This is a genomic window from Pedobacter nyackensis, from assembly GCF_900176505.1.
GTDB classification, from domain to species: domain Bacteria; phylum Bacteroidota; class Bacteroidia; order Sphingobacteriales; family Sphingobacteriaceae; genus Pedobacter; species Pedobacter nyackensis.
The window spans coordinates 1-17,612 of record NZ_FWYB01000008.1 but is presented as its reverse complement, the minus strand read 5'-3'; the positions used below and the strand labels follow the sequence as shown (position 1 = coordinate 17,612).

General features: G+C 38.0%; 20 protein-coding genes. 9 read left to right on the top strand and 11 right to left on the bottom strand.

The genetic code is table 11. From position 1 onward, the window contains the following. Positions 1-29: 29 nt before the first annotated feature. Positions 30-518: a hypothetical protein gene (locus tag B9A18_RS14920; RefSeq protein ID WP_235005341.1), complete on the bottom strand. Its 489-nt coding sequence runs from the start codon at positions 516-518 to the stop codon at positions 30-32. Then, on the bottom strand, positions 494-670 hold the full coding sequence (locus B9A18_RS14915; protein WP_084290133.1) for an Ada metal-binding domain-containing protein: 177 nt from the start codon (positions 668-670) through the stop codon (positions 494-496). The genes B9A18_RS14920 and B9A18_RS14915 overlap by 25 nt, the downstream gene beginning before the upstream one ends. A 69-nt stretch (positions 671-739) precedes the next feature. On the opposite strand from B9A18_RS14915, the gene B9A18_RS14910 reads away from it, so the two are divergent. Then, on the top strand, positions 740-1,348 hold the full coding sequence (locus B9A18_RS14910) for a class I SAM-dependent methyltransferase (protein ID WP_084290132.1): 609 nt from the start codon (positions 740-742) through the stop codon (positions 1,346-1,348). Positions 1,349-1,512: 164 nt separating this feature from the next. Here B9A18_RS14910 and B9A18_RS14905 read toward each other — a convergent pair whose 3' ends face one another. From B9A18_RS14905 to B9A18_RS14895, 3 genes are all read right to left on the bottom strand, one after another. Continuing rightward, complete coding sequence (locus B9A18_RS14905; protein WP_200816368.1) at positions 1,513-1,890, bottom strand: group I truncated hemoglobin; 378 nt, start codon at positions 1,888-1,890, stop codon at positions 1,513-1,515. 101 nt (positions 1,891-1,991) lie between these two features. Further along, positions 1,992-2,252, bottom strand: a complete 261-nt coding sequence (locus B9A18_RS14900; protein WP_084290130.1) for an Ada metal-binding domain-containing protein — start codon at positions 2,250-2,252, stop codon at positions 1,992-1,994. A gap of 3 nt (positions 2,253-2,255) precedes the next feature. Beyond that, positions 2,256-2,960 (bottom strand): 2OG-Fe(II) oxygenase, encoded by a 705-nt coding sequence (locus B9A18_RS14895; RefSeq protein ID WP_235005330.1) that lies wholly within the window; start codon positions 2,958-2,960, stop codon positions 2,256-2,258. A gap of 387 nt (positions 2,961-3,347) precedes the next feature. Here B9A18_RS14895 and B9A18_RS14890 point away from each other — a divergent pair, with 387 nt between their 5' ends. From B9A18_RS14890 to B9A18_RS14875, 4 genes are all read left to right on the top strand, one after another. Next, on the top strand, positions 3,348-6,575 hold the full coding sequence (locus B9A18_RS14890; protein WP_084290128.1) for a DUF1553 domain-containing protein: 3,228 nt from the start codon (positions 3,348-3,350) through the stop codon (positions 6,573-6,575). Positions 6,576-6,579: 4 nt separating this feature from the next. After that, entirely contained in the window at positions 6,580-8,100 is a 1,521-nt protein-coding gene (locus B9A18_RS14885) for a DUF1501 domain-containing protein (RefSeq protein WP_084290127.1), read from the top strand. Then, a complete protein-coding gene (locus B9A18_RS14880; RefSeq protein ID WP_084290126.1) occupies positions 8,097-9,437 on the top strand; it encodes a c-type cytochrome domain-containing protein in 1,341 nt (446 codons plus the stop codon). Before B9A18_RS14885 ends, B9A18_RS14880 begins: the two co-directional genes overlap by 4 nt. Positions 9,438-9,512: 75 nt before the next feature. After that, on the top strand, positions 9,513-10,394 hold the full coding sequence (locus B9A18_RS14875; RefSeq protein ID WP_084290125.1) for a helix-turn-helix domain-containing protein: 882 nt from the start codon (positions 9,513-9,515) through the stop codon (positions 10,392-10,394). A 165-nt stretch (positions 10,395-10,559) separates the two neighbouring features. Here the strand turns inward: B9A18_RS14875 and B9A18_RS14870 are convergent, their stop codons facing one another. Continuing rightward, positions 10,560-11,267, bottom strand: a complete 708-nt coding sequence (locus B9A18_RS14870) for a DUF3800 domain-containing protein (RefSeq protein WP_084290124.1) — start codon at positions 11,265-11,267, stop codon at positions 10,560-10,562. Positions 11,268-11,489: 222 nt separating this feature from the next. Here B9A18_RS14870 and B9A18_RS14865 point away from each other — a divergent pair, with 222 nt between their 5' ends. Next, positions 11,490-12,035, top strand: coding sequence for a hypothetical protein (locus tag B9A18_RS14865; RefSeq protein WP_144009511.1), 546 nt, complete (start codon positions 11,490-11,492; stop codon positions 12,033-12,035). A 152-nt stretch (positions 12,036-12,187) separates the two neighbouring features. Continuing rightward, positions 12,188-12,400: a hypothetical protein gene (locus B9A18_RS14860; protein ID WP_084290122.1), complete on the top strand. Its 213-nt coding sequence runs from the start codon at positions 12,188-12,190 to the stop codon at positions 12,398-12,400. A 141-nt stretch (positions 12,401-12,541) separates the two neighbouring features. On the opposite strand, the gene B9A18_RS14855 is transcribed toward B9A18_RS14860, so the two are convergent. Then, positions 12,542-12,766 (bottom strand): DUF7336 domain-containing protein, encoded by a 225-nt coding sequence (locus B9A18_RS14855; protein ID WP_084290121.1) that lies wholly within the window; start codon positions 12,764-12,766, stop codon positions 12,542-12,544. Positions 12,767-12,933: 167 nt separating this feature from the next. On the opposite strand from B9A18_RS14855, the gene B9A18_RS14850 reads away from it, so the two are divergent. Beyond that, positions 12,934-13,266, top strand: coding sequence for a hypothetical protein (locus tag B9A18_RS14850; RefSeq protein ID WP_084290120.1), 333 nt, complete (start codon positions 12,934-12,936; stop codon positions 13,264-13,266). A 384-nt stretch (positions 13,267-13,650) separates the two neighbouring features. On the opposite strand, the gene B9A18_RS14845 is transcribed toward B9A18_RS14850, so the two are convergent. From B9A18_RS14845 to B9A18_RS14835, 3 genes are all read right to left on the bottom strand, one after another. Beyond that, the gene (locus B9A18_RS14845; RefSeq protein WP_084290119.1) at positions 13,651-14,145 is read right to left on the bottom strand and encodes a hypothetical protein; all 495 of its coding nucleotides are present in this window, start codon (positions 14,143-14,145) and stop codon (positions 13,651-13,653) included. Then, positions 14,146-14,625, bottom strand: a complete 480-nt coding sequence (locus B9A18_RS14840) for a hypothetical protein (RefSeq protein ID WP_084290118.1) — start codon at positions 14,623-14,625, stop codon at positions 14,146-14,148. A 228-nt stretch (positions 14,626-14,853) separates the two neighbouring features. Further along, positions 14,854-15,462, bottom strand: a complete 609-nt coding sequence (locus B9A18_RS14835; RefSeq protein WP_084290117.1) for a Panacea domain-containing protein — start codon at positions 15,460-15,462, stop codon at positions 14,854-14,856. A 334-nt stretch (positions 15,463-15,796) separates the two neighbouring features. Between B9A18_RS14835 and B9A18_RS14830 the strand changes: the two genes are divergently transcribed. Further along, positions 15,797-16,276: a hypothetical protein gene (locus B9A18_RS14830; protein ID WP_084290116.1), complete on the top strand. Its 480-nt coding sequence runs from the start codon at positions 15,797-15,799 to the stop codon at positions 16,274-16,276. 50 nt (positions 16,277-16,326) lie between these two features. Here the strand turns inward: B9A18_RS14830 and B9A18_RS14825 are convergent, their stop codons facing one another. Beyond that, positions 16,327-17,550: an IS256 family transposase gene (locus B9A18_RS14825; RefSeq protein ID WP_084288746.1), complete on the bottom strand. Its 1,224-nt coding sequence runs from the start codon at positions 17,548-17,550 to the stop codon at positions 16,327-16,329. Positions 17,551-17,612: the final 62 nt, after the last annotated feature.

Genomic DNA, 17,612 nt, shown 5'->3' with positions numbered 1-17,612 from the left:
AATTAGCTGCAAATATAGAGAATTAATTTCTAATACCTATTCGGGACCTTCATTTCAATTATCGGATCCTTGAATGCAATAATGTGAATCACATGATGTTCAGTATAAAGACCGTAATGTTTCATCTCATTTGGAAACATGTCGTTCGCCAAGGTTTCTTTTAAGATGTACTCCATATATCCCGATTTGGTGAATAGTCGTAGCCTGTTATGTCCAATTTTTATAAATTCATCATTTGGATCAGGTACTGAAAAATTTTCATTAAGAACATGATAAGCTATATAATTTTTGAATAAGATCACGTAAACCTCCGTTTCTTCATCAGCAACTACGGATCCCTTAACCTCTAATAGTAAGCTGTTCTTTCGAGGCTCATAAATGTCAGTTAGGAACAGCGTATCTATTTTATTAATATTTTCCAGGTATTGCATGTTTTTTTTATAGGGAATCAAAAGCTGATTACAAATAAAGATATAATAGTTCGGCAGTATTTTCAAATCGTAAATCCATTCTTCCATCGTTGGTATTGTTCTTTCATACAGTGACCACAGGGACGGTAACCGTTTTGCATTGTTTCCGTTTCTGAAATAAAAAATACCCGGTTTTCTTTTTTTAGTTTCTTACCTGATCGGCAGGATAATGCTCCGTAAATTTTTAGGTCAGCAGACACGCCCTACAATTTGAGGGTCAAAGCGAAAACAGTACTTTTGCTTATCGGTATCAGGGGAATCAATAACTTATGGAAGAAAGTAAACAACACTGGGAAAATATCTATGGGCAGAAACAGCCCAATGAGGTCAGCTGGACACAGGAAGTCCCTGAAACCTCAATGAATTTTATCCGCGGCTTTAAATTATCTAAAACAGCAAAGATCATAGACATTGGTGGTGGCGACAGTAAGCTAGTTGATTTTTTAGTAGATGGGGGTTATGAGAACATCACTGTACTGGATATATCGGAAAGGGCATTGGAACGTGCAAAAGAGCGACTTGGTCCTAAAGCAGATCAAGTAACCTGGGTAGTGTCGGATATTCTTGATTTTGTCCCGGAAGCGCAATATGATGTTTGGCATGACCGCGCGGCTTTTCATTTTCTAACTAGCCCCGAACAAATTTCAACGTACCTGAATATCGCAGCGGCTGCAGTAACAAGTAACATGGTGATTGGGACTTTTTCGGAAAATGGCCCGCTGAAATGCAGTGGTCTCCCGATCAAGCAATATTCAGAAACTGAACTGCAGGAGACTCTTGCAATCGGTTTTGAGAAAATCAAGTGTATCACTGAAGATCACACAACTCCCTTCGGTACCAAACAGAATTTCCTGTTTTGCAGTTTTTCTAAACGTTAACCTTAAAATAAAGATTATTGCGGCAGGAATTAAAACCACCACTACGCTGAAATTTCATTGTTGGATAATCTTTATGATGTAAAGATATAGTTTCCATGTTTTGCTATTCCTAATTGTCCTTGAAATCCGCCAAGGTAACGATGTGTAGGTAAGGTTAGCAAAAATCATTTACCCATTATCATTTTTCTTAATGACCAAAGAATTGCCAATACATCTTTTTTTGATGTCTCATCTATACCGTGTTCCTCCAAAACGCTCATAATATCATCCATAACGCACATGTATTGCTCAGCACTGATAGCCATACCTTTATGAGTTGCAGGCATATCACGTCCCTTATACTCAACTGGCCCTCCGCTACCTGCACTAAAAAAATCGATAGTGTGCTGACGGATAGAAGCCAAACGTTCGGGTTGATCTTTGTAAGGTATAAAAATACCTTTGATAACCGGGTTGTTCATGTGCGCTTCAATTACATCATCAACAATAAGTGTGATTCCTTCAACCTCTCCTAGTCGTTCATAAAGACTTGCTGAGGTCACAGTTGCTGGATTTTGTGTCATGGCTGTGATTGTTTGTGATAAAATGATAAATAGAATAAAAATTTAGATTACAATCATTAAACAATTTTATCAGCACATTGTTATCTCGTCTTGTGAATCGTAAATCCATTCTTCCATCGTTGGTATTGTTCTTTCATACAGTGACCACAGGGACGGTAACCGTTTTGCACTGCTTCCGTTTCTGAAATAAAAAATACCCGGTTCTCTTTTTTCAGTTTCTTACCTGATCGGCAGGATAATGCTCCGTAAATTTTTAGTTTACGGTTTCCGCCCAAATTTATCTCCTGATTTTTGATTTTATTTCGCAAATCAATAGCCGATATTTCACTGTGCTTTATCATGCTTTAACTTAAAGCATCGTGAAAGATGATACCCAATGTGAAGCGTTCTCCGGTGTGTACTTCACTCACGCCATGCTTCATATTTACACGATAATATCCCTTGGATCCTTTTACAGGTCTGAAGTTAGTGGTAAAAATCAACATGTCGCCTTTTTTGGGATTCAATACTATCGCCTTGGATTGTGCCCGTGGTGTTTGTTGTATTAATACAAATTCTCCACCTGTAAAATCTTTGCCAGGTTCGTTTAAAAACATTACCGTTTGAATCGGGAAATAGATATCTCCATACAAGTCCTGGTGCAGGGTATTGTGTCCGCTTTTCCCATACTTTAATATCAAAACCGTAGCTTTTTGCTGATTGTTTTGGTGGCATTGCTGCAATAGTTCTTCATGTTGTAATGGAAATTGTCTGTCAATTTTCAATGCATTAAACCATGCATTGGCAATCGGGGCCAACTTTGGGTAAATATTTGTTCTGATTTGCTGTATAATTTCAGGTAGGGGGTAGTTGAAGTATTTATATTCACCCAGACCAAAACGGTAGCGTTCCATCGCTACCGTTTTTCTGTAAGCCTGTGGATGATCATACCTTTGTATCAGTTCATCGCACTGCTTCTCCGATAAGAATTTTGAAATAGTTGCAAAACCCTTTCCGTGCATTTCTTCAGTAATGAAATCCCAATCTGTTTGTTCCAATACTTTGCTCATTATCTCCATTGGTTTTAATTTATATGGCAAAGATGGCCTGCTTTTCTATTGTAGAAAACCCGATCCTTGCTAACTTATCCCTTGTGCTCAGGTGCACCGTTAGGATCCATCCATACAAACTCCCAATGATGGCCATCAAGGTCTTCAAATCTGTGTTGGTACATAAAACCATAATCGGTGGCCGGATTAGGTACCGTGGCACCTGCCGCTTGTTTTTATTTTAAGGCAAATCCTGGTGTTTAATTTTATTAAACTATTTTTTGTGCTGCGGCCAGTACTTACAATTATGTAATGTCGGATTTGTTTTAAAATTAGTTGTTTTTGTTCAATTATTGGACGCTGAACTGCATTAATTTTATTAATAGAACCAGTATAAACTTTCTTGTGATGCGTCGACTAATTTTTATGTTGCTGGGTGCAGTGCTTTTAACTAGCATCTACATATATTCATCTTCTGGACCCAAACTGCCAAAAGATGTGGAGGAGGCATATAATACCTTGCCAAAATCACTTGACTATAACATAGATGTTAAACCAATACTTTCTGATAAATGCTTCGCTTGCCATGGCCCCGATAAAGCCAAGCAGAAAGCAGGACTAAGGCTAGATCACGCTAATTTTGCTTACGCTGAATTACCAGAGAATAAAGGGAAAGTTGCTATAGATCCTGGTAATCTTGATAATAGCGAAGCTTTTCACAGGATTATATCTGGGGATCCGAAGTACAAAATGCCGACACCGGAGTCGCACCTTAACCTTACACCTACTGAAAAAGCAACATTAATTAAGTGGATTAAGGACGGTGCAGTGTACAGACCACACTGGGCTTTTGTAAAGCCTGTTAAAGTGGAAGTGCCAAAAGCTAATGAGGCGGATAAATTGAATAACTCGATAGATAACTTCATTGTCAATAAATTGCAAAAGCAGCAGTTAAAGCAATCTCCGGAAGCAAAAAAGGAGCTTCTGCTTCGTAGGGTATCTTTAGATCTGACAGGTTTGCCTCCAACCATAGCAGAAATTGATGCTTTTTTAAAAGATCAGTCTTCCAATGCCTATGAGAAACAGGTGGACCGTTTACTGAAGTCAGAACACTATGGCGAAAAAATGGCGGTAGACTGGCTAGACGTTGCACGTTTTGCTGATTCTCATGGATATACCGTTGATAGACTCAGAGATATGTCGCCTTACCGCGACTGGGTTATTAAAGCTTTCAATACCAATATGGCTTACGATAAATTTATGCAATGGCAGCTTGCAGGTGATCTTATGCCAAATCCAACGCGTGAAATGATGATTGCAACGGCCTTTAACCGTAACCATCAGCAAAATATGGAGGGTGGAATTATTGAACAAGAATTTCAAACAGAGTATGTGGTAGACCGCACGAATACTTTTGGTGATGCAATGCTGGGTTTGTCGGTGGGTTGTGCAAAATGCCACGACCATAAGTACGATCCCATCTCGCAAAAGAATTACTATGAGTTGTTCAGCTTTTTTAATAATGTGAAAGAGGCCGGACAGATTTCATTCGATGATACCATGCCCGCTCCAACGCTATTACTCCCTGATTCAGAAAAAGAGCAGGTGATAAATACTATTAAAAAGACCATCGCAGTACAGCAACAAAAAATAAAAGAAAAAGAGCGTGAGCAGGAGAGTGAGTTTCAGAATTGGCTTGGCCGAAAGGATTATAGGAAACTATCTGTAGAGAAAATGCCTATGGATGGGCTGCAAGCTTATTTTAACTTTGATAAGAACAATTTAAAAGATGGAATAGATGCCAGGCAAATTGCAGTGATGAAACGTGATGCAGGCCAGGTTGGCGATGTCCCGGTTTTTACTGTCGGGAGCGCAGGAAAAGGTTTGGAACTAAACGGTGATACCTGGCTTGATCTGAATCAAACCGGCGTCTTTCGCAAATCTGAACCCTTTAGTATAGGGCTTTGGGTTAGTATACCCAAACAACTTACCGAAGGGGTAATCTTTCATAAAAGCAGTGCAGAACGCTTGTATAATTTTAAGGGATATCACCTGTACTTAAAAGACAATAAATTGGAATTGAATATGGCTCATGCTTATCCGGCAAATGCCATAACCAAACTTAGTATTAATGATGTGCCACGCAACAAATGGATACAGTTAACCATGACCTACGATGGCTCTTCAAAGGCTTCTGGTATGAGGCTATACCTTGACGGGGCAGAAATGAAAATGGAAACGGTTATGGATAAGTTGGACAAGGATATTCTATTCGGCGGTGGTACACAACCGGGTTTACAGATAGGAGCCTGGTGGCGTGGCCGTGGTTTTAAAGAAGGTAAGATAGATGATATTACCGTGTATAACCGTAACCTAAGCCCAGTAGAAGTAGGTATTCTGGCTAAAAAAACAAGCTGGAGTCAAATAGTCTCAAAAGCCAAATTAACAGACGCCGAGGTAAGCTCATTTAGACAGTATTATTTTACAGTAGTTGATCCACTATTGAAGAAAGAAGAAAAAGAACTCAAGGTACTACGTACTGCTTTGTCCGATTCAACTGCAAATGTTCAGGAACTGATGGTGATGCGGGAAATGCCAAAACCAAAGAAAACTTTCTTACTTAAACGGGGAAATTACGACATGCCAGGAGAACAGGTATTCCCAAATACTCCGGCCAGTATATTGCCTTACTCTAAAAACCTGCCTAAAAACAGATACGGACTAGCACAATGGTTAACTAATCGTGATAATCCTTTAACAGCCCGTGTTGCCGTAAATCGCCTTTGGCAAAATTTCTTTGGTGTAGGTTTAGTAAAAACCTCAGAAGATTTTGGTAACCAGGGAGAGATGCCTACTCACCTGGAGCTACTTGACTGGTTGGCTGTTTCTTTCATGGAATCAGGATGGAATGTGAAAGAATTGAATAAAATGATAGTAATGTCTGCCACTTATAGGCAAGATTCTCGGGCTACTAAAGAAACGCGTGAAAAAGATCCGGAAAACCGACTGCTTTCTCACGGACCGGCTTATCGGATGTCGGCAGAAATGATACGGGATAATGCACTTATGGCAAGTGGATTATTGAACCCGAAAATAGGAGGGAAGAGTATTAAACCTTATCAGCCAGATGGCCTTTGGGAAATCAATAATACTTCATATACTCAGGATAAAGGTGCTGATGTATACCGCCGTAGTTTGTATGTTATTGTTAAAAGGTCGGTGCCAAATCCTACACTGTCAACCTTTGATGCCACCTCACGCAGCTATTGTGTTATCCGAAGACAAAAAACGAATACTCCTTTACAAGCACTGGTAACGCTAAATGACCCCACTTTTTTGGAAGCGGCAAAGGTAATGGGTGAACAGATGACCAAGCTTGGCAACAGCCGTCAGGCCATAGCACAAACTTATAGAAAACTAACTGGCCGTTGGCCTCAGCAAAAAGAGCTGGATCTGCTGGCAGCTTTACAGCAAATGGAATTAAAGAAGTTCCGGAAAAATCCGGAAAAACAAAACGGTTGGCTCAATGCGGGTCAGTACCAGGTAAATAAAACAATGGATAGGACTATGATTGCTGCTAACGCGGTTGTTGCCAGTACCATATTGAATTCAGATGCAACATTAACAAAACGATAACTACATGGCAGATCATCACCACCACGAAGAAGAATTTAGGCTCCATGATCCTGAATTTAACCGGTTGAACCAAAAGCTCGACAGGCGCGACTTTCTGACCAAAACATCTATGGGTATAGGCGCTTTGGCGCTTGGATCTCTATTTGGTAATAAACTGATGGGTAATGCCCCACGACCAGCGATCATTAATGCTACAGGAGATATGGAGCAGGAGATATTGAGGGCATTGCCACACTTTGCCCCAAAGGCCAAAAGAGTAGTCTATCTTTTCATGAGTGGGGGGCCTTCACAGCTTGAAACTTTTGATTATAAGCCTGCATTGGTAAATATGATGGGCCAAGATCTGCCAGAATCAGTTCGTAAGGGACAGAGGTTAACAGGGATGAGTGCAAACCAGAGTGTTTTACCGCTGGTGCCTTCCTATTATAAGTTTAATCAACACGGGCAAAACCAGACCTGGGTTAGTGAGTTGTTGCCTCATACAGCAAAGGTTGTTGATGATTTATGTATCGTAAAATCCATGCATTCCGAAGCAATTAACCACGATCCCGCAATTACCTTTTTTCAAACCGGCAACCAGTTGCCGGGGCGTCCATCAATAGGTTCATGGCTTAGTTATGGTTTGGGCTCGGATAATGAAAACTTGCCCACATTCATTGTATTGGTCTCAAAGAATGGTCAAAAAGATCAACCCCTTTATGCCCGGTTATGGGGCAATGGATTTTTACCTTCCAAACACCAGGGGGTACAGTTTGGTTCAGGAAAGGATCCGGTACTGTTTCTTAATAATCCAGATGGCTATGATGGTGCCGATAGAAAGGAAATGTTAGCATACCTCTCAAAATTAAACCAGATACAAAACAGTACTTACGGAGATCCTGAGGTAGATGCCCGAATAGCACAATACGAAATGGCTTACCGTATGCAGACATCAGTTCCCGAAGTGATGAGTGTGGCCGATGAGCCTGAAGAAGTATTTGAGTTGTATGGACCTGATAGTAAAGATCCGGGTACCTATGCCGCAAACTGCCTGCTGGCGCGAAAACTGTTAGAAAAAGATGTGAAATTTGTTCAGCTGTATCATCAAGGCTGGGATCAGCATGGTAGTTTGCCATCTGGTATTGCAGGACAATGTAAAGCTACAGATCAGGCGACAGCGGCCTTAATCACAGATCTGAAGCGCAGAGGTTTGCTGGAAGATACATTGGTGATTTGGGGTGGTGAATTTGGTCGCACAGTATATTCACAAGGCAAGTTAACCGCTAATGATTATGGTCGTGACCATCATCCACGTTGTTTTACCATGTGGATGGCTGGTGCTGGTGTAAAACCGGGAATCAGTTTCGGCGAAACTGATGATTTTAGCTATAATATTGTTAAAGATCCTGTTCATGTACATGATTTTCAGGCTACGCTATTGCATCTCATGGGAATCGATCACGAGCGACTCACCTATAAGTTTCAGGGCAGAAGGTTTAGACTTACAGATGTAGAAGGAAAAGTAGTAAAAGGGATTTTAACATGATATTACTAGATATTTTCACTTTTTCAGGTCGGTTACACCCGCTAATCGTACACTTACCGATTGGCATTATCTTGCTAGCTATCTTGTTTAACATCTTATCCTATTTGCAAAGATATAGGTATCTGAAGCAAAGCGTCCCTCTTATTTTGCTCATTGGTTTTATGGCTGCTGTGCTTGCCTGTGTATTTGGATATGTACTTTCCCTCAGTGGAGATTATGATGCGGATACACTTACCCATCATAAGTTTTCGGGAATTACGCTAGCCATTATTTGTGGCTTACTTTATTTATCTTCTATCTCAAAATTTAGAGAATATCTGCGTGTAGGGGATAAACTCTTTTCTGCCCTGCTATTGGGGTTGGTGGTACTCATGAGTTATAGCGGTCACCAAGGTGCAAGTCTGACGCATGGTAAAGATTACCTGACTTTTCGCACATTGATGCAGCAGGAACGTGAAAAACCAGCAACAGTTGAACAGGCTATGTTATTTGAGGATGTAATCCAGCCAATTCTTCAAAAGAAATGTGTGCAATGCCATCGTGATGGTAAGCAAAAAGGAGAACTGTCACTTGAATCTTTAGCAGCGCTTAAGGAAGGTGGTAAGAATGGTCAGGCTGCGGTGCCTGGAAAACCTGATGCCAGTGAGCTTTTCAAGCGCATTACCCTCGATGAGGATCATAAAGATTTTATGCCGGCCGATGGGAAAGCGCCTTTAACCAAAAATGAAGTAAAACTGATCGCATGGTGGATTAAAGAAGGGAAAGCAGAAGGGGGTAAAACTATTGCAGAAATTAAAAACACAACTGCATTAAAACCAATGGTAGCCTTGTTTTTGGGGATCGGGGGACTTACGGATTCTGATGAGGGCGATAGTGAAATGTCTCAGGTAGTTAATCCCGATTTACCACTTGCTGTAGATGCTATGACCATAGCTAACCTTAAAAACAAAGGTGTTAGGGTAAGGATGATGCTCAACAAACCCGTAATGCTGGACATTACTTTACCGCCGAAATCCGGGATTAAAGTAGCTGATGTGAAAACTGAAATATTAAAGCTTGCAAAGAACATTGTCTGGTTAAATTTTTCGGACAATGAATTAACCGATCAGGAGCTTGATTTTCTGCCTGCATTAACAAACCTTGAGAAACTAAGGCTTGATAAAAATCCTATCACGGACCAGCTAAGTGATTATCTGATTTCTTTGAAACATCTTGAAGCAGTGAACCTCAATGAAACTAAAATAACAGATGTAACCACACTTAAGCTTAAAAAGAACCGGGGTATTCAAAGGGTATACAGCTGGAAAACTAACATCGCCGAAGTAAAAATTGATTAACTATAAAAAGCTAACTGGAAACAATTTTTGTGGAGATAGAAATGGAAAAGATTATCTTCAAATAAATATTTTTCAATGAACACTATTGATTGCAAGTCTACATTTACATTGCTGCTTACAGATTATGTGAAATTAAATAAGAACTGGAATTATAAGAATGTTACCAGTGTGTTCTTTAGAATAATATACATTGATGAGGGGAAAGGGAAACTCATTTGTGACCTGGAAGAGTATGTTCTTGAACCCGGTTTTTTGTATTTAATACCCAGTTTTACTACCTTTAGTTATGTATGTGAGCATTATCTGAGCCATTATTATATATGTTTTTTAGAAGAATTTCAGTTGGGGTCCCTATTTGCTTCTAATAGAAAAGTATTTAAAATTTCTGCAAATGAAATAGACATTACGTCTATGAAAAGGGTTTTTAATCTTAATCCTGGAAGAGGTTTGGTTACCTCTCATAATCCCGAAGTATTTGAAAAGGATAAAGATTTAACTGCTTATTATGAATTGAACAATACCATTCCGTTGTCGGCCTATATGGAAACATGTGGACTTCTATTGACACTGGTTTCCAGATTTGTACAATCTCCATTGTTTTTAAAGTCCGAGGCAAACCATATTAATTCCAAAATTGCGACCGCCATTTTTTTTATGCAGAATCATTTAAGTCATTCGATCTCGGTTGCGGAATTGGCTAAAACAGCCAATTATCACCCAGATCATTTCTCCAGACTATTTTTACAGAATACTGGTACAAGACCATTGGATTACCTTAAATCGAAAAGAATTGAACGTTCCCAATTTCTTCTGGCAACCACCGATAAGACTTTTTATGAAATTGCCAATGAATTGGGGTTTGAAAGTCAAGCCTATTTTTCCAGAGTTTTCAAAAGCATAACAGGGTCTACTCCCGGGCAGTATAAGAAGGGAATTACCCGCAGATTAATTATATAACCAAATCTGCCCCACCCGAAGTTTGTTTTTTTATTCACTTATAAGATTTCGTGTATTTTTTTTATATTTGCATTAGCTAAAAAGTTTTGAGCTTACATATCTCATCCCATGATGGGTGTTGCCAGTATTGGCACGGGGGCTTTGGGATTTTTTGGCTTTTTTGTTTTATATCGATTCCTGATATAGATTGATGATTTCTCCATATTTACTTCTTAAGGCTTCAAAGTAACGTTTTTCTCCTTTTAGTAATTTGCGTTGAATAGCCCACATCATATAGTCAATAATACTTAATTCCGGCATTTCGTTGCTTGGAACCAGCTCTAGCTGATAAGTTCCTGAATTATTATATTTAACATTTCCAGCTTCTAATGCTTTGTTAACGGCTTCTTCAAAGCGATGTAGTGTATTATTACCTCTTTGAGATAAGTACAAGCAATGGTGTAGATCTGAGGTCTGTAGTTTTCCATTAAGTAAATGGTGCAAAACATCAAAATAGAATTCAGTTGGATTCCCATTATGTTTTCTGTTAAATATGCTTAAGTCTTTCTTTGCTATAACCACATGTGCTTTGTATCCTTCCAGAGTTCTTAGTAACTCAAAGAATTTTGCCCTTATTTCTGGATGATCACTTCTGGCATGAACATACCATCCTTTTTCGTTTGCAACTGAAGGAATAGAATTATACATAATATCAGTTTTGATATTATTCATAAATTCAATTATAGCTTTTCGAAGCATTTTTCTATCGTCAGTTTCAATCATTCCAATGAGAAGAAAGGGTTGAAAACCTTCTGTACCAACCAGTAATTTTTTTCTGGAACCATAAAAGATCGGATCCCCGCTTTCGTCAATAAAAAAGTATCTTTTATTCAATTTTATTATTTATAAGGCAGGCGTGAAAAGTACCTGTTGGTGCATTACAAACCTATATAATTATAGATAAATAACCAAAAAGAAATATTTTGGTTTATTTAAGAAAATACAAGAATGTTTTACAATATTTTAGATAGTTGGAAAGCTGTATCTTCAAAAGAGATGATTTTATTATATTTGGGTATGAAATTAACTGCACTTATACTTTCGACATGCTTTTGCATGGCTTTAGGAACAACTGCTCTCGCTCAAAATGACTACATCGTTACCCTTAAAAATGACACGCTAAGAGGTGAGATAACGAAACCGCTCTTTGGTAAACATAGATTTCAAGAAACGGGTCAATCAAAACCGCTTGTGATCAGTGAAAAGAACACAAGCGCTTACCATAGGGTTTTTAATCCAACAAAATCTGAGACTTTTGTAGCCAGGGCTTTACCTAATCAATCAAAGTTGAGGTTTTTGCAGCTGCATGAACAGGGCGATGTTCAGTTATATGAATTTGAGAAGACAACCTACAGCCGATATGGTAATACTATCGTTACTTCCTGGTATGCCAGTAAAGGTAATGGCCCTTTGTTTAGTATAAAAACGACTGCACTTTCTTTTTCCCGTGCTGAGAAGGAGGGCAATTTTGAACAGTTGTTAGGCGATAACCCTATATTATGGGCAAGGTTTAAAGCTGAAAAGAGTTTTAGCTTTGATATGCTGAGAAATTACATCAAGCTATATAATCAGGAGAAACAAAATACTACTTCAGCTAAATAATTTCCGTCCCGAGATGAGATCTAAACGTTTTATATTTACGCTAGTTGCAGTTTTTGGAACTGTAATTTTGATGAACGGATGCGGAAAGAAAGGATGCCCTGAAGGTATGCACGAGGAAACAATTGCTGGGGGCCAGATTATCTGTGTGCCTGATGATTTGGGAAAAAGGTAATGGAGTAAGGCTTCTCATGAGAAACAAATTTAAAATACTGGGAATTGCATTAATGGTTGGAGGGTGGCTTTCCGCTGGAATAGCATTTTCAACAAATATACCTGATCCAATTAATACTATAATGTTTGTCGGTGGACCGGTAATGTTATACATCGGGGTTATTATTTTAGGTGTTATAGTTTTGAAAAGTTAATCTTTCATAGAGTTGATATTGTGATTGGGACTTTCAGGCTAACGAAGTAGACAAGCAGCAGCGTGATGCAATGGCCGCTCGGCGCTACTGGCAGGAAGATTTTAAGCTTATTATCTATTGTCATATCGAATAAGGATTAATTTACGACAACTGAGTTACAAACCCCTCAGGCCAGTTATCGCTATCTACTGTATAGGTTGCTATTTCGAATCCATCTTTATGATCCTTAAAACCCTCACAGGTTCCCTTCCGTACTATAGCTGAGTTAGCTTCACCAATTGAACTATACACGCCTATCAGTTTCACATCTTCTCCACCATCAAGTCTTTCATCAACATGAGTGTGCCATACTAAGTATACTTCCATAGCATAAAGATATTCGAACCAGTTTTAAAAGCAATGCAATTATGTCTTTTATTATCTACTCGATAATTAGTATAATAAAAGTATAATAGTTCGGCTGGATTTAATGATTGCTTTATTCGAATAAATTCCCAAACTTTGGATACCAAACACCAAAACGCTACTTATTCATGAAAAATCTACTTCTTTTTTTAGCCCTACCTATGTTTTTTTTTGCATCATGTGAAAATAGGGGAGAGTGGGTTATTTCTGACGTTTCGAAGGATACGTTGTTAATTGCAGAAACTAGAGTTAAAACTCCAACTGCGTTACTTTTGGAAATTTCGGGTCATGTAAATGATAGTATTGAAGTCCGCGGCGTGAGATTGCCCGGAGGTAAAATTCAAGAGAAATTTAGACTTGATCACTACTACCCAAAAGTAGCTGTTCAATTCAAGTCATACAAGGCTACAAAAGGAAGCTTAAGGATTAAATATCATGTTCCAAGTATTTATGACTTTTGAGAGGCCCAAATAGGACCGTTTAATTTTCAGAAATAATAGCTTGAATAGCTTGTTCCAAATCAGGTAGTTATAATAAAGATATAATATAAGAATTCTTAATTATAATTGTTTTAATATAAGGAATTTGTATATTTGTACCGGAGGCTTTGCTAGTGATAGCATTACCTTTTCTTTTTTATACTATTGCTATACTCCAAATAGTATGATTTCTAACATGGTTTATTTCTCTAGAGGTGATATATCTCATAGGTTTTATTAATTCCAAATAACTGTTTAGCTCAGGCCTGCATACTTTATCCAATTTTGTTTAAAGAGGTGTTCTCCACAACTAAACCTTCCCTATGTAGGCACAATTAGGTAGAAGATACTGGACTGAGGATGGTTTTAAGCTGCTTTTGATTCTGGCTTATGCAAAAAGAAATTTAACTTGTCACTATTCAATTCTTTACAATTCAGTTCATACTTTTCTAGTGAAATTCCGTGTAATTTACATAGATACCCCGCAACAACATCAAGATGCCGAATTGCTTTGGCTAAATGAATTTCATAAGTTATATGTGCCTGTTCAGGAGATTTGTCTGGTGATTCATTACATAAATATCTTGCTCGCCTTGATAAGCTTTCTAACTTTACGTAGGACAAATATATTCTCTCTGGAACTGCTACATCTTTCCCGCAAAAAAGGGCTTGCTTAACAGATACATGCGATTTATAGTGATGATTAGCTATTTTTGCCATGTGGCCATTAACAAGGTGGACAGCAGTGTAAAAAGCTGTTGTTACCTGCCAGTCCCAGCTATCTGGTACATTTTGGTTTATTGATTTTAATGTCTTGCAATTGTGTATTGCTTGATCGACATGAGCACTAAAACCAGCCATTTAATCAAATTTTATAGCTTTATAATGAGGAGGTACAGATTGCTGATCTCTATCTTCAACTATTGTTGAAGAAATAAAAAAACCATAATCATGAAATTTAGCATTTGCTTTTGCTTCAGCTAAAAGTAATGCGTCTTCTGTCGACTCATCATCGTTATGAATTTTTGCCCAAACAAGAATTTTGGCGTCTGACAAATCAAAAGCGATTTCTAGAGGTACCTTATCGTAATTTATGAGTTCGCCTATATAGGTTTTTAAGAGCTCCTGGATGAAATACATTGAACTTTGATTTCTAGCGCTTTGATGAATTTTATGTGCATTTCCACTCATCAAAGTGTTGTAAAATGAAGTCTTCTTTTCATCAGCAGTCATGGTTTGTAGCATCATCTTATCTACTTTCATGTTGTTAATGATGTCATCAAACCAATTCTCTAAATCATTGGGTTCAAAATCAGCTGTTTTATGTTTTACAGTACTCATAATTTTTCCATTTTTGAAAGCAGGTCGCAGGAATTATTTTTAATATAATTCTGATGTTAAAAATATGCAAATAGTTACAATTGCATATCCACCTTCCGTCGTGATCTCGTTTAATAATGCTAATATATGTAATCTGTTTTAATTGGTCCACAAAATACCACAACTAATGCATTCGCACAGTAGGTTACATTATTGGAGAAATAGAAATATTTCAGAGAATACTTTGTTTTATTGGATACTGTTAACCTTGGTACTTGGTATAAGATTAGCCTGCATTAAATAAGCTTGATAAGCAACCTCGAATGCCGATTTCTTAAAATCAGTATCCAGAAGTTCTGTAAATTCAATAATAAAATCCGAATTGCTTTTCAAAGTAAATTGTTGTTGAAGATTGTTCCTCTCAACAACTTTATGCCATAATGTACCTTCTTTATGTAAAATTTCTACTAATTGTTCAGCGTTAAAGCTACCATATTGTTTTACAATATGATCAAGCGCATCTATCTCATAATCTGAAAAATTGGAATCATCAAATTCCTTTACAGGTTTTAAAATAATCTTGTCGGCTAAATGTGAAGTAGTGAGATTGATTTGATCTATTGCATCTATCTCTAAATTGCTCGTTAATTTTGGCTTGTTCCAAATTTCTTCGGGAACAGGGCCGTATTTCCAAGCTTTATAATTTAGCCAGGTAATAGGTACACCAGAATCTTTAATTGCATATTCATCAGCAAGATATAATAGCTTAATTGCCTTAGTTAAATAAAGTGGCTTTACTCTTTCCGTAAAATATACTAAGGCATTAAGAGCTTTATTATGTGCTAGCGTAATTTCCATATAATCTTTTATCCTAATGCGGAGCTATTCAATATTACAATTAGAAATGTTATTTCGCATAGTATGAACCCTAAATCAAGGGTACAAATATTAATACCATGTGTGCAACCCATTTGCATTGGAAGTGTTTTTTTAAAGTAATTATATCAGGTAGGTGTGGATGTGCAAAAAAGACAAGTTAAGGAGGGAAATGTGACTTGGTAATCTCGGAATTTATATATTAGACCATATATAACAAATTAATCGAGCTTAAGCATACCGTGAAGCTATTGAGTAATGTAACATCTTCAAAGGTGTTAACGGGTGATGAGGCCACATTTTCTACATTAGAGTTATGAAAACACTTTATCCGTTGGAAAAACATATTCCAGAACTTGAAGAGACATTGCGGTGGGTGTTTGATCCTGCTCCTAGAGATTTCTTTTTAAAAAAAGCCAGGTACGATCGGAGGTTGCTTTATAGAGCAGCAGCCCGTTATTCAAATTTTACACTTAAAAGTGGAGTAGTATTTATATCTGGGGCTATTCAAGAAATGAATGTGGCTGACGTACATGGGCTTGCTAATCTATTTATTCAAAGAGCAGGTCGTTATATTCACATTAGTGGTTATAAAGAAGACGCTGCTAAGTTATTACTGGTTGTACTGTTAGCCATTGAACCGGAATTATATCATGCTAACGATGGAGGTAAAAGTTATAAAAAAGTAATAGAAGATGTTTTTTTTCATTTTAACGAATTGGATGACAATTTAAGAGGAAAAGTAAGCAGGTCAAGAATTTATCATCGTTTACTGACCCATTACAAGGGTATGTAAAATAAACTGTGTCAAGGCGGTGATTCATTAGAGTTACTGCCTTGTTCATTTTAGTTCAAATCTAATACCATCCGATCAGGAAACCAAATGGCAAGTTTTTGCGCAGTGATACCCCAATTACTCAATGGCATTGTCCACTTCTGGCTAATGTTATTATGTGCCAGGTAAATTAGTTTTAGTAGTGCCATATCAGAAGTAAATGCTCCTTTTGTTTTAGTCACCTTTCGTACCTGTCGGTGGAATCCTTCAATGGTGTTGGTGGTGTAAATCAATCTGCGTACAGCAGCATCATATCGAAAATAGCTGGTTAATTTTGACCAATTATTCCTCCAGGATTCAATCACTTTTTCATATTTCTTACCCCATTTAGCCTCCAGATCATCCAATCTGAGTTCTGCCTGTTCAAGTGTATCAGCTTTATAAACAGGCTTCAGATCGGTCATAAATGCTTTTTGGTCTTTTGAAGCTACATATTTCAAGCTGTTGCGGATCTGATGTACTACGCAGGTCTGGATTTCCGTTTGTGGAAATACGGTATTGATAGCAGCAGGAAACCCATTCAGGTTGTCAATACAGGCAATCAGAATATCTTTTACCCCTCTGTTCTGTAAATCAGTGAGCACCGATAGCCAAAAATTGGCGCCTTCATTTTGAGAAACATACATTCCTAAAAGGGTCTTATAACCGTGGCGATCTATGCCGATTATATTGTAAACTGCATGTGAGATCATGCGATGATCCTCTTTGACTTTGTAATGCATCGCATCCAGCCATACAATAGTATAGAGATCCTCCAATGGACGGGATTGCCATTCCTTTACTTCTGGAATAATTTTGTCTGTAATGGCTGATAAAGTGCTGTGACTGATATCTGTATCGTACATATCCTTTATGTGTTTGGAAATATCCCTAAGGCTCATTCCAAGCCCATACATACCAATGATTTTAGTCTCCAGACTTTCTGCAAGAATAGTCTCGCGTTTGCGAATCAACTCAGGCTCAAAGGTAGAGCTCCGATCTCTTGGGGTGTCGATGGTAATGGTACCGGAGGAAGTACGTACTTCTTTACTGGTCTTGCCGTTTTTACGGTTGCCTGAAAGGCGTTCCTCAGAATCTAAATGGCTTTCAAGTTCCGCTTCTAATGCCGAGTCTAAAAAGCTTTTTAGTAAGGGAGCAAAAGCTCCGTCCTTACCGTACAAGGATTTGCCCGAACGCAATTGCTCAAGGGCCTTTTGCTTCATTTGCTCATAATCGAGCTGCTCATCTTTTCTCATTTTATAAACTGTGTCTCTAAGTTAACAATTAACTATTTTGACACAGTTTATTTTACACCCTC

Bases quoted from the DNA above. Each gene is read 5' to 3' on its own strand.
- B9A18_RS14920 (WP_235005341.1), bottom strand. From the start codon at position 518: ATGGAAGAATGGATTTACGATTTGAAAATACTGCCGAACTATTATATC.
- B9A18_RS14910 (WP_084290132.1), top strand. From the start codon at position 740: ATGGAAGAAAGTAAACAACACTGGGAAAATATCTATGGGCAGAAACAG.
- B9A18_RS14900 (WP_084290130.1), bottom strand. From the start codon at position 2,252: ATGATAAAGCACAGTGAAATATCGGCTATTGATTTGCGAAATAAAATC.
- B9A18_RS14895 (WP_235005330.1), bottom strand. From the start codon at position 2,960: ATGAGCAAAGTATTGGAACAAACAGATTGGGATTTCATTACTGAAGAA.
- B9A18_RS14890 (WP_084290128.1), top strand. From the start codon at position 3,348: ATGCGTCGACTAATTTTTATGTTGCTGGGTGCAGTGCTTTTAACTAGC.
- B9A18_RS14885 (WP_084290127.1), top strand. From the start codon at position 6,580: ATGGCAGATCATCACCACCACGAAGAAGAATTTAGGCTCCATGATCCT.
- B9A18_RS14880 (WP_084290126.1), top strand. From the start codon at position 8,097: ATGATATTACTAGATATTTTCACTTTTTCAGGTCGGTTACACCCGCTA.
- B9A18_RS14875 (WP_084290125.1), top strand. From the start codon at position 9,513: ATGAACACTATTGATTGCAAGTCTACATTTACATTGCTGCTTACAGAT.
- B9A18_RS14865 (WP_144009511.1), top strand. From the start codon at position 11,490: ATGGCTTTAGGAACAACTGCTCTCGCTCAAAATGACTACATCGTTACC.
- B9A18_RS14860 (WP_084290122.1), top strand. From the start codon at position 12,188: ATGATTTGGGAAAAAGGTAATGGAGTAAGGCTTCTCATGAGAAACAAA.
- B9A18_RS14855 (WP_084290121.1), bottom strand. From the start codon at position 12,766: ATGGAAGTATACTTAGTATGGCACACTCATGTTGATGAAAGACTTGAT.
- B9A18_RS14850 (WP_084290120.1), top strand. From the start codon at position 12,934: ATGAAAAATCTACTTCTTTTTTTAGCCCTACCTATGTTTTTTTTTGCA.
- B9A18_RS14845 (WP_084290119.1), bottom strand. From the start codon at position 14,145: ATGGCTGGTTTTAGTGCTCATGTCGATCAAGCAATACACAATTGCAAG.
- B9A18_RS14840 (WP_084290118.1), bottom strand. From the start codon at position 14,625: ATGAGTACTGTAAAACATAAAACAGCTGATTTTGAACCCAATGATTTA.
- B9A18_RS14835 (WP_084290117.1), bottom strand. From the start codon at position 15,462: ATGGAAATTACGCTAGCACATAATAAAGCTCTTAATGCCTTAGTATAT.
- B9A18_RS14830 (WP_084290116.1), top strand. From the start codon at position 15,797: ATGAAAACACTTTATCCGTTGGAAAAACATATTCCAGAACTTGAAGAG.
- B9A18_RS14825 (WP_084288746.1), bottom strand. From the start codon at position 17,550: ATGAGAAAAGATGAGCAGCTCGATTATGAGCAAATGAAGCAAAAGGCC.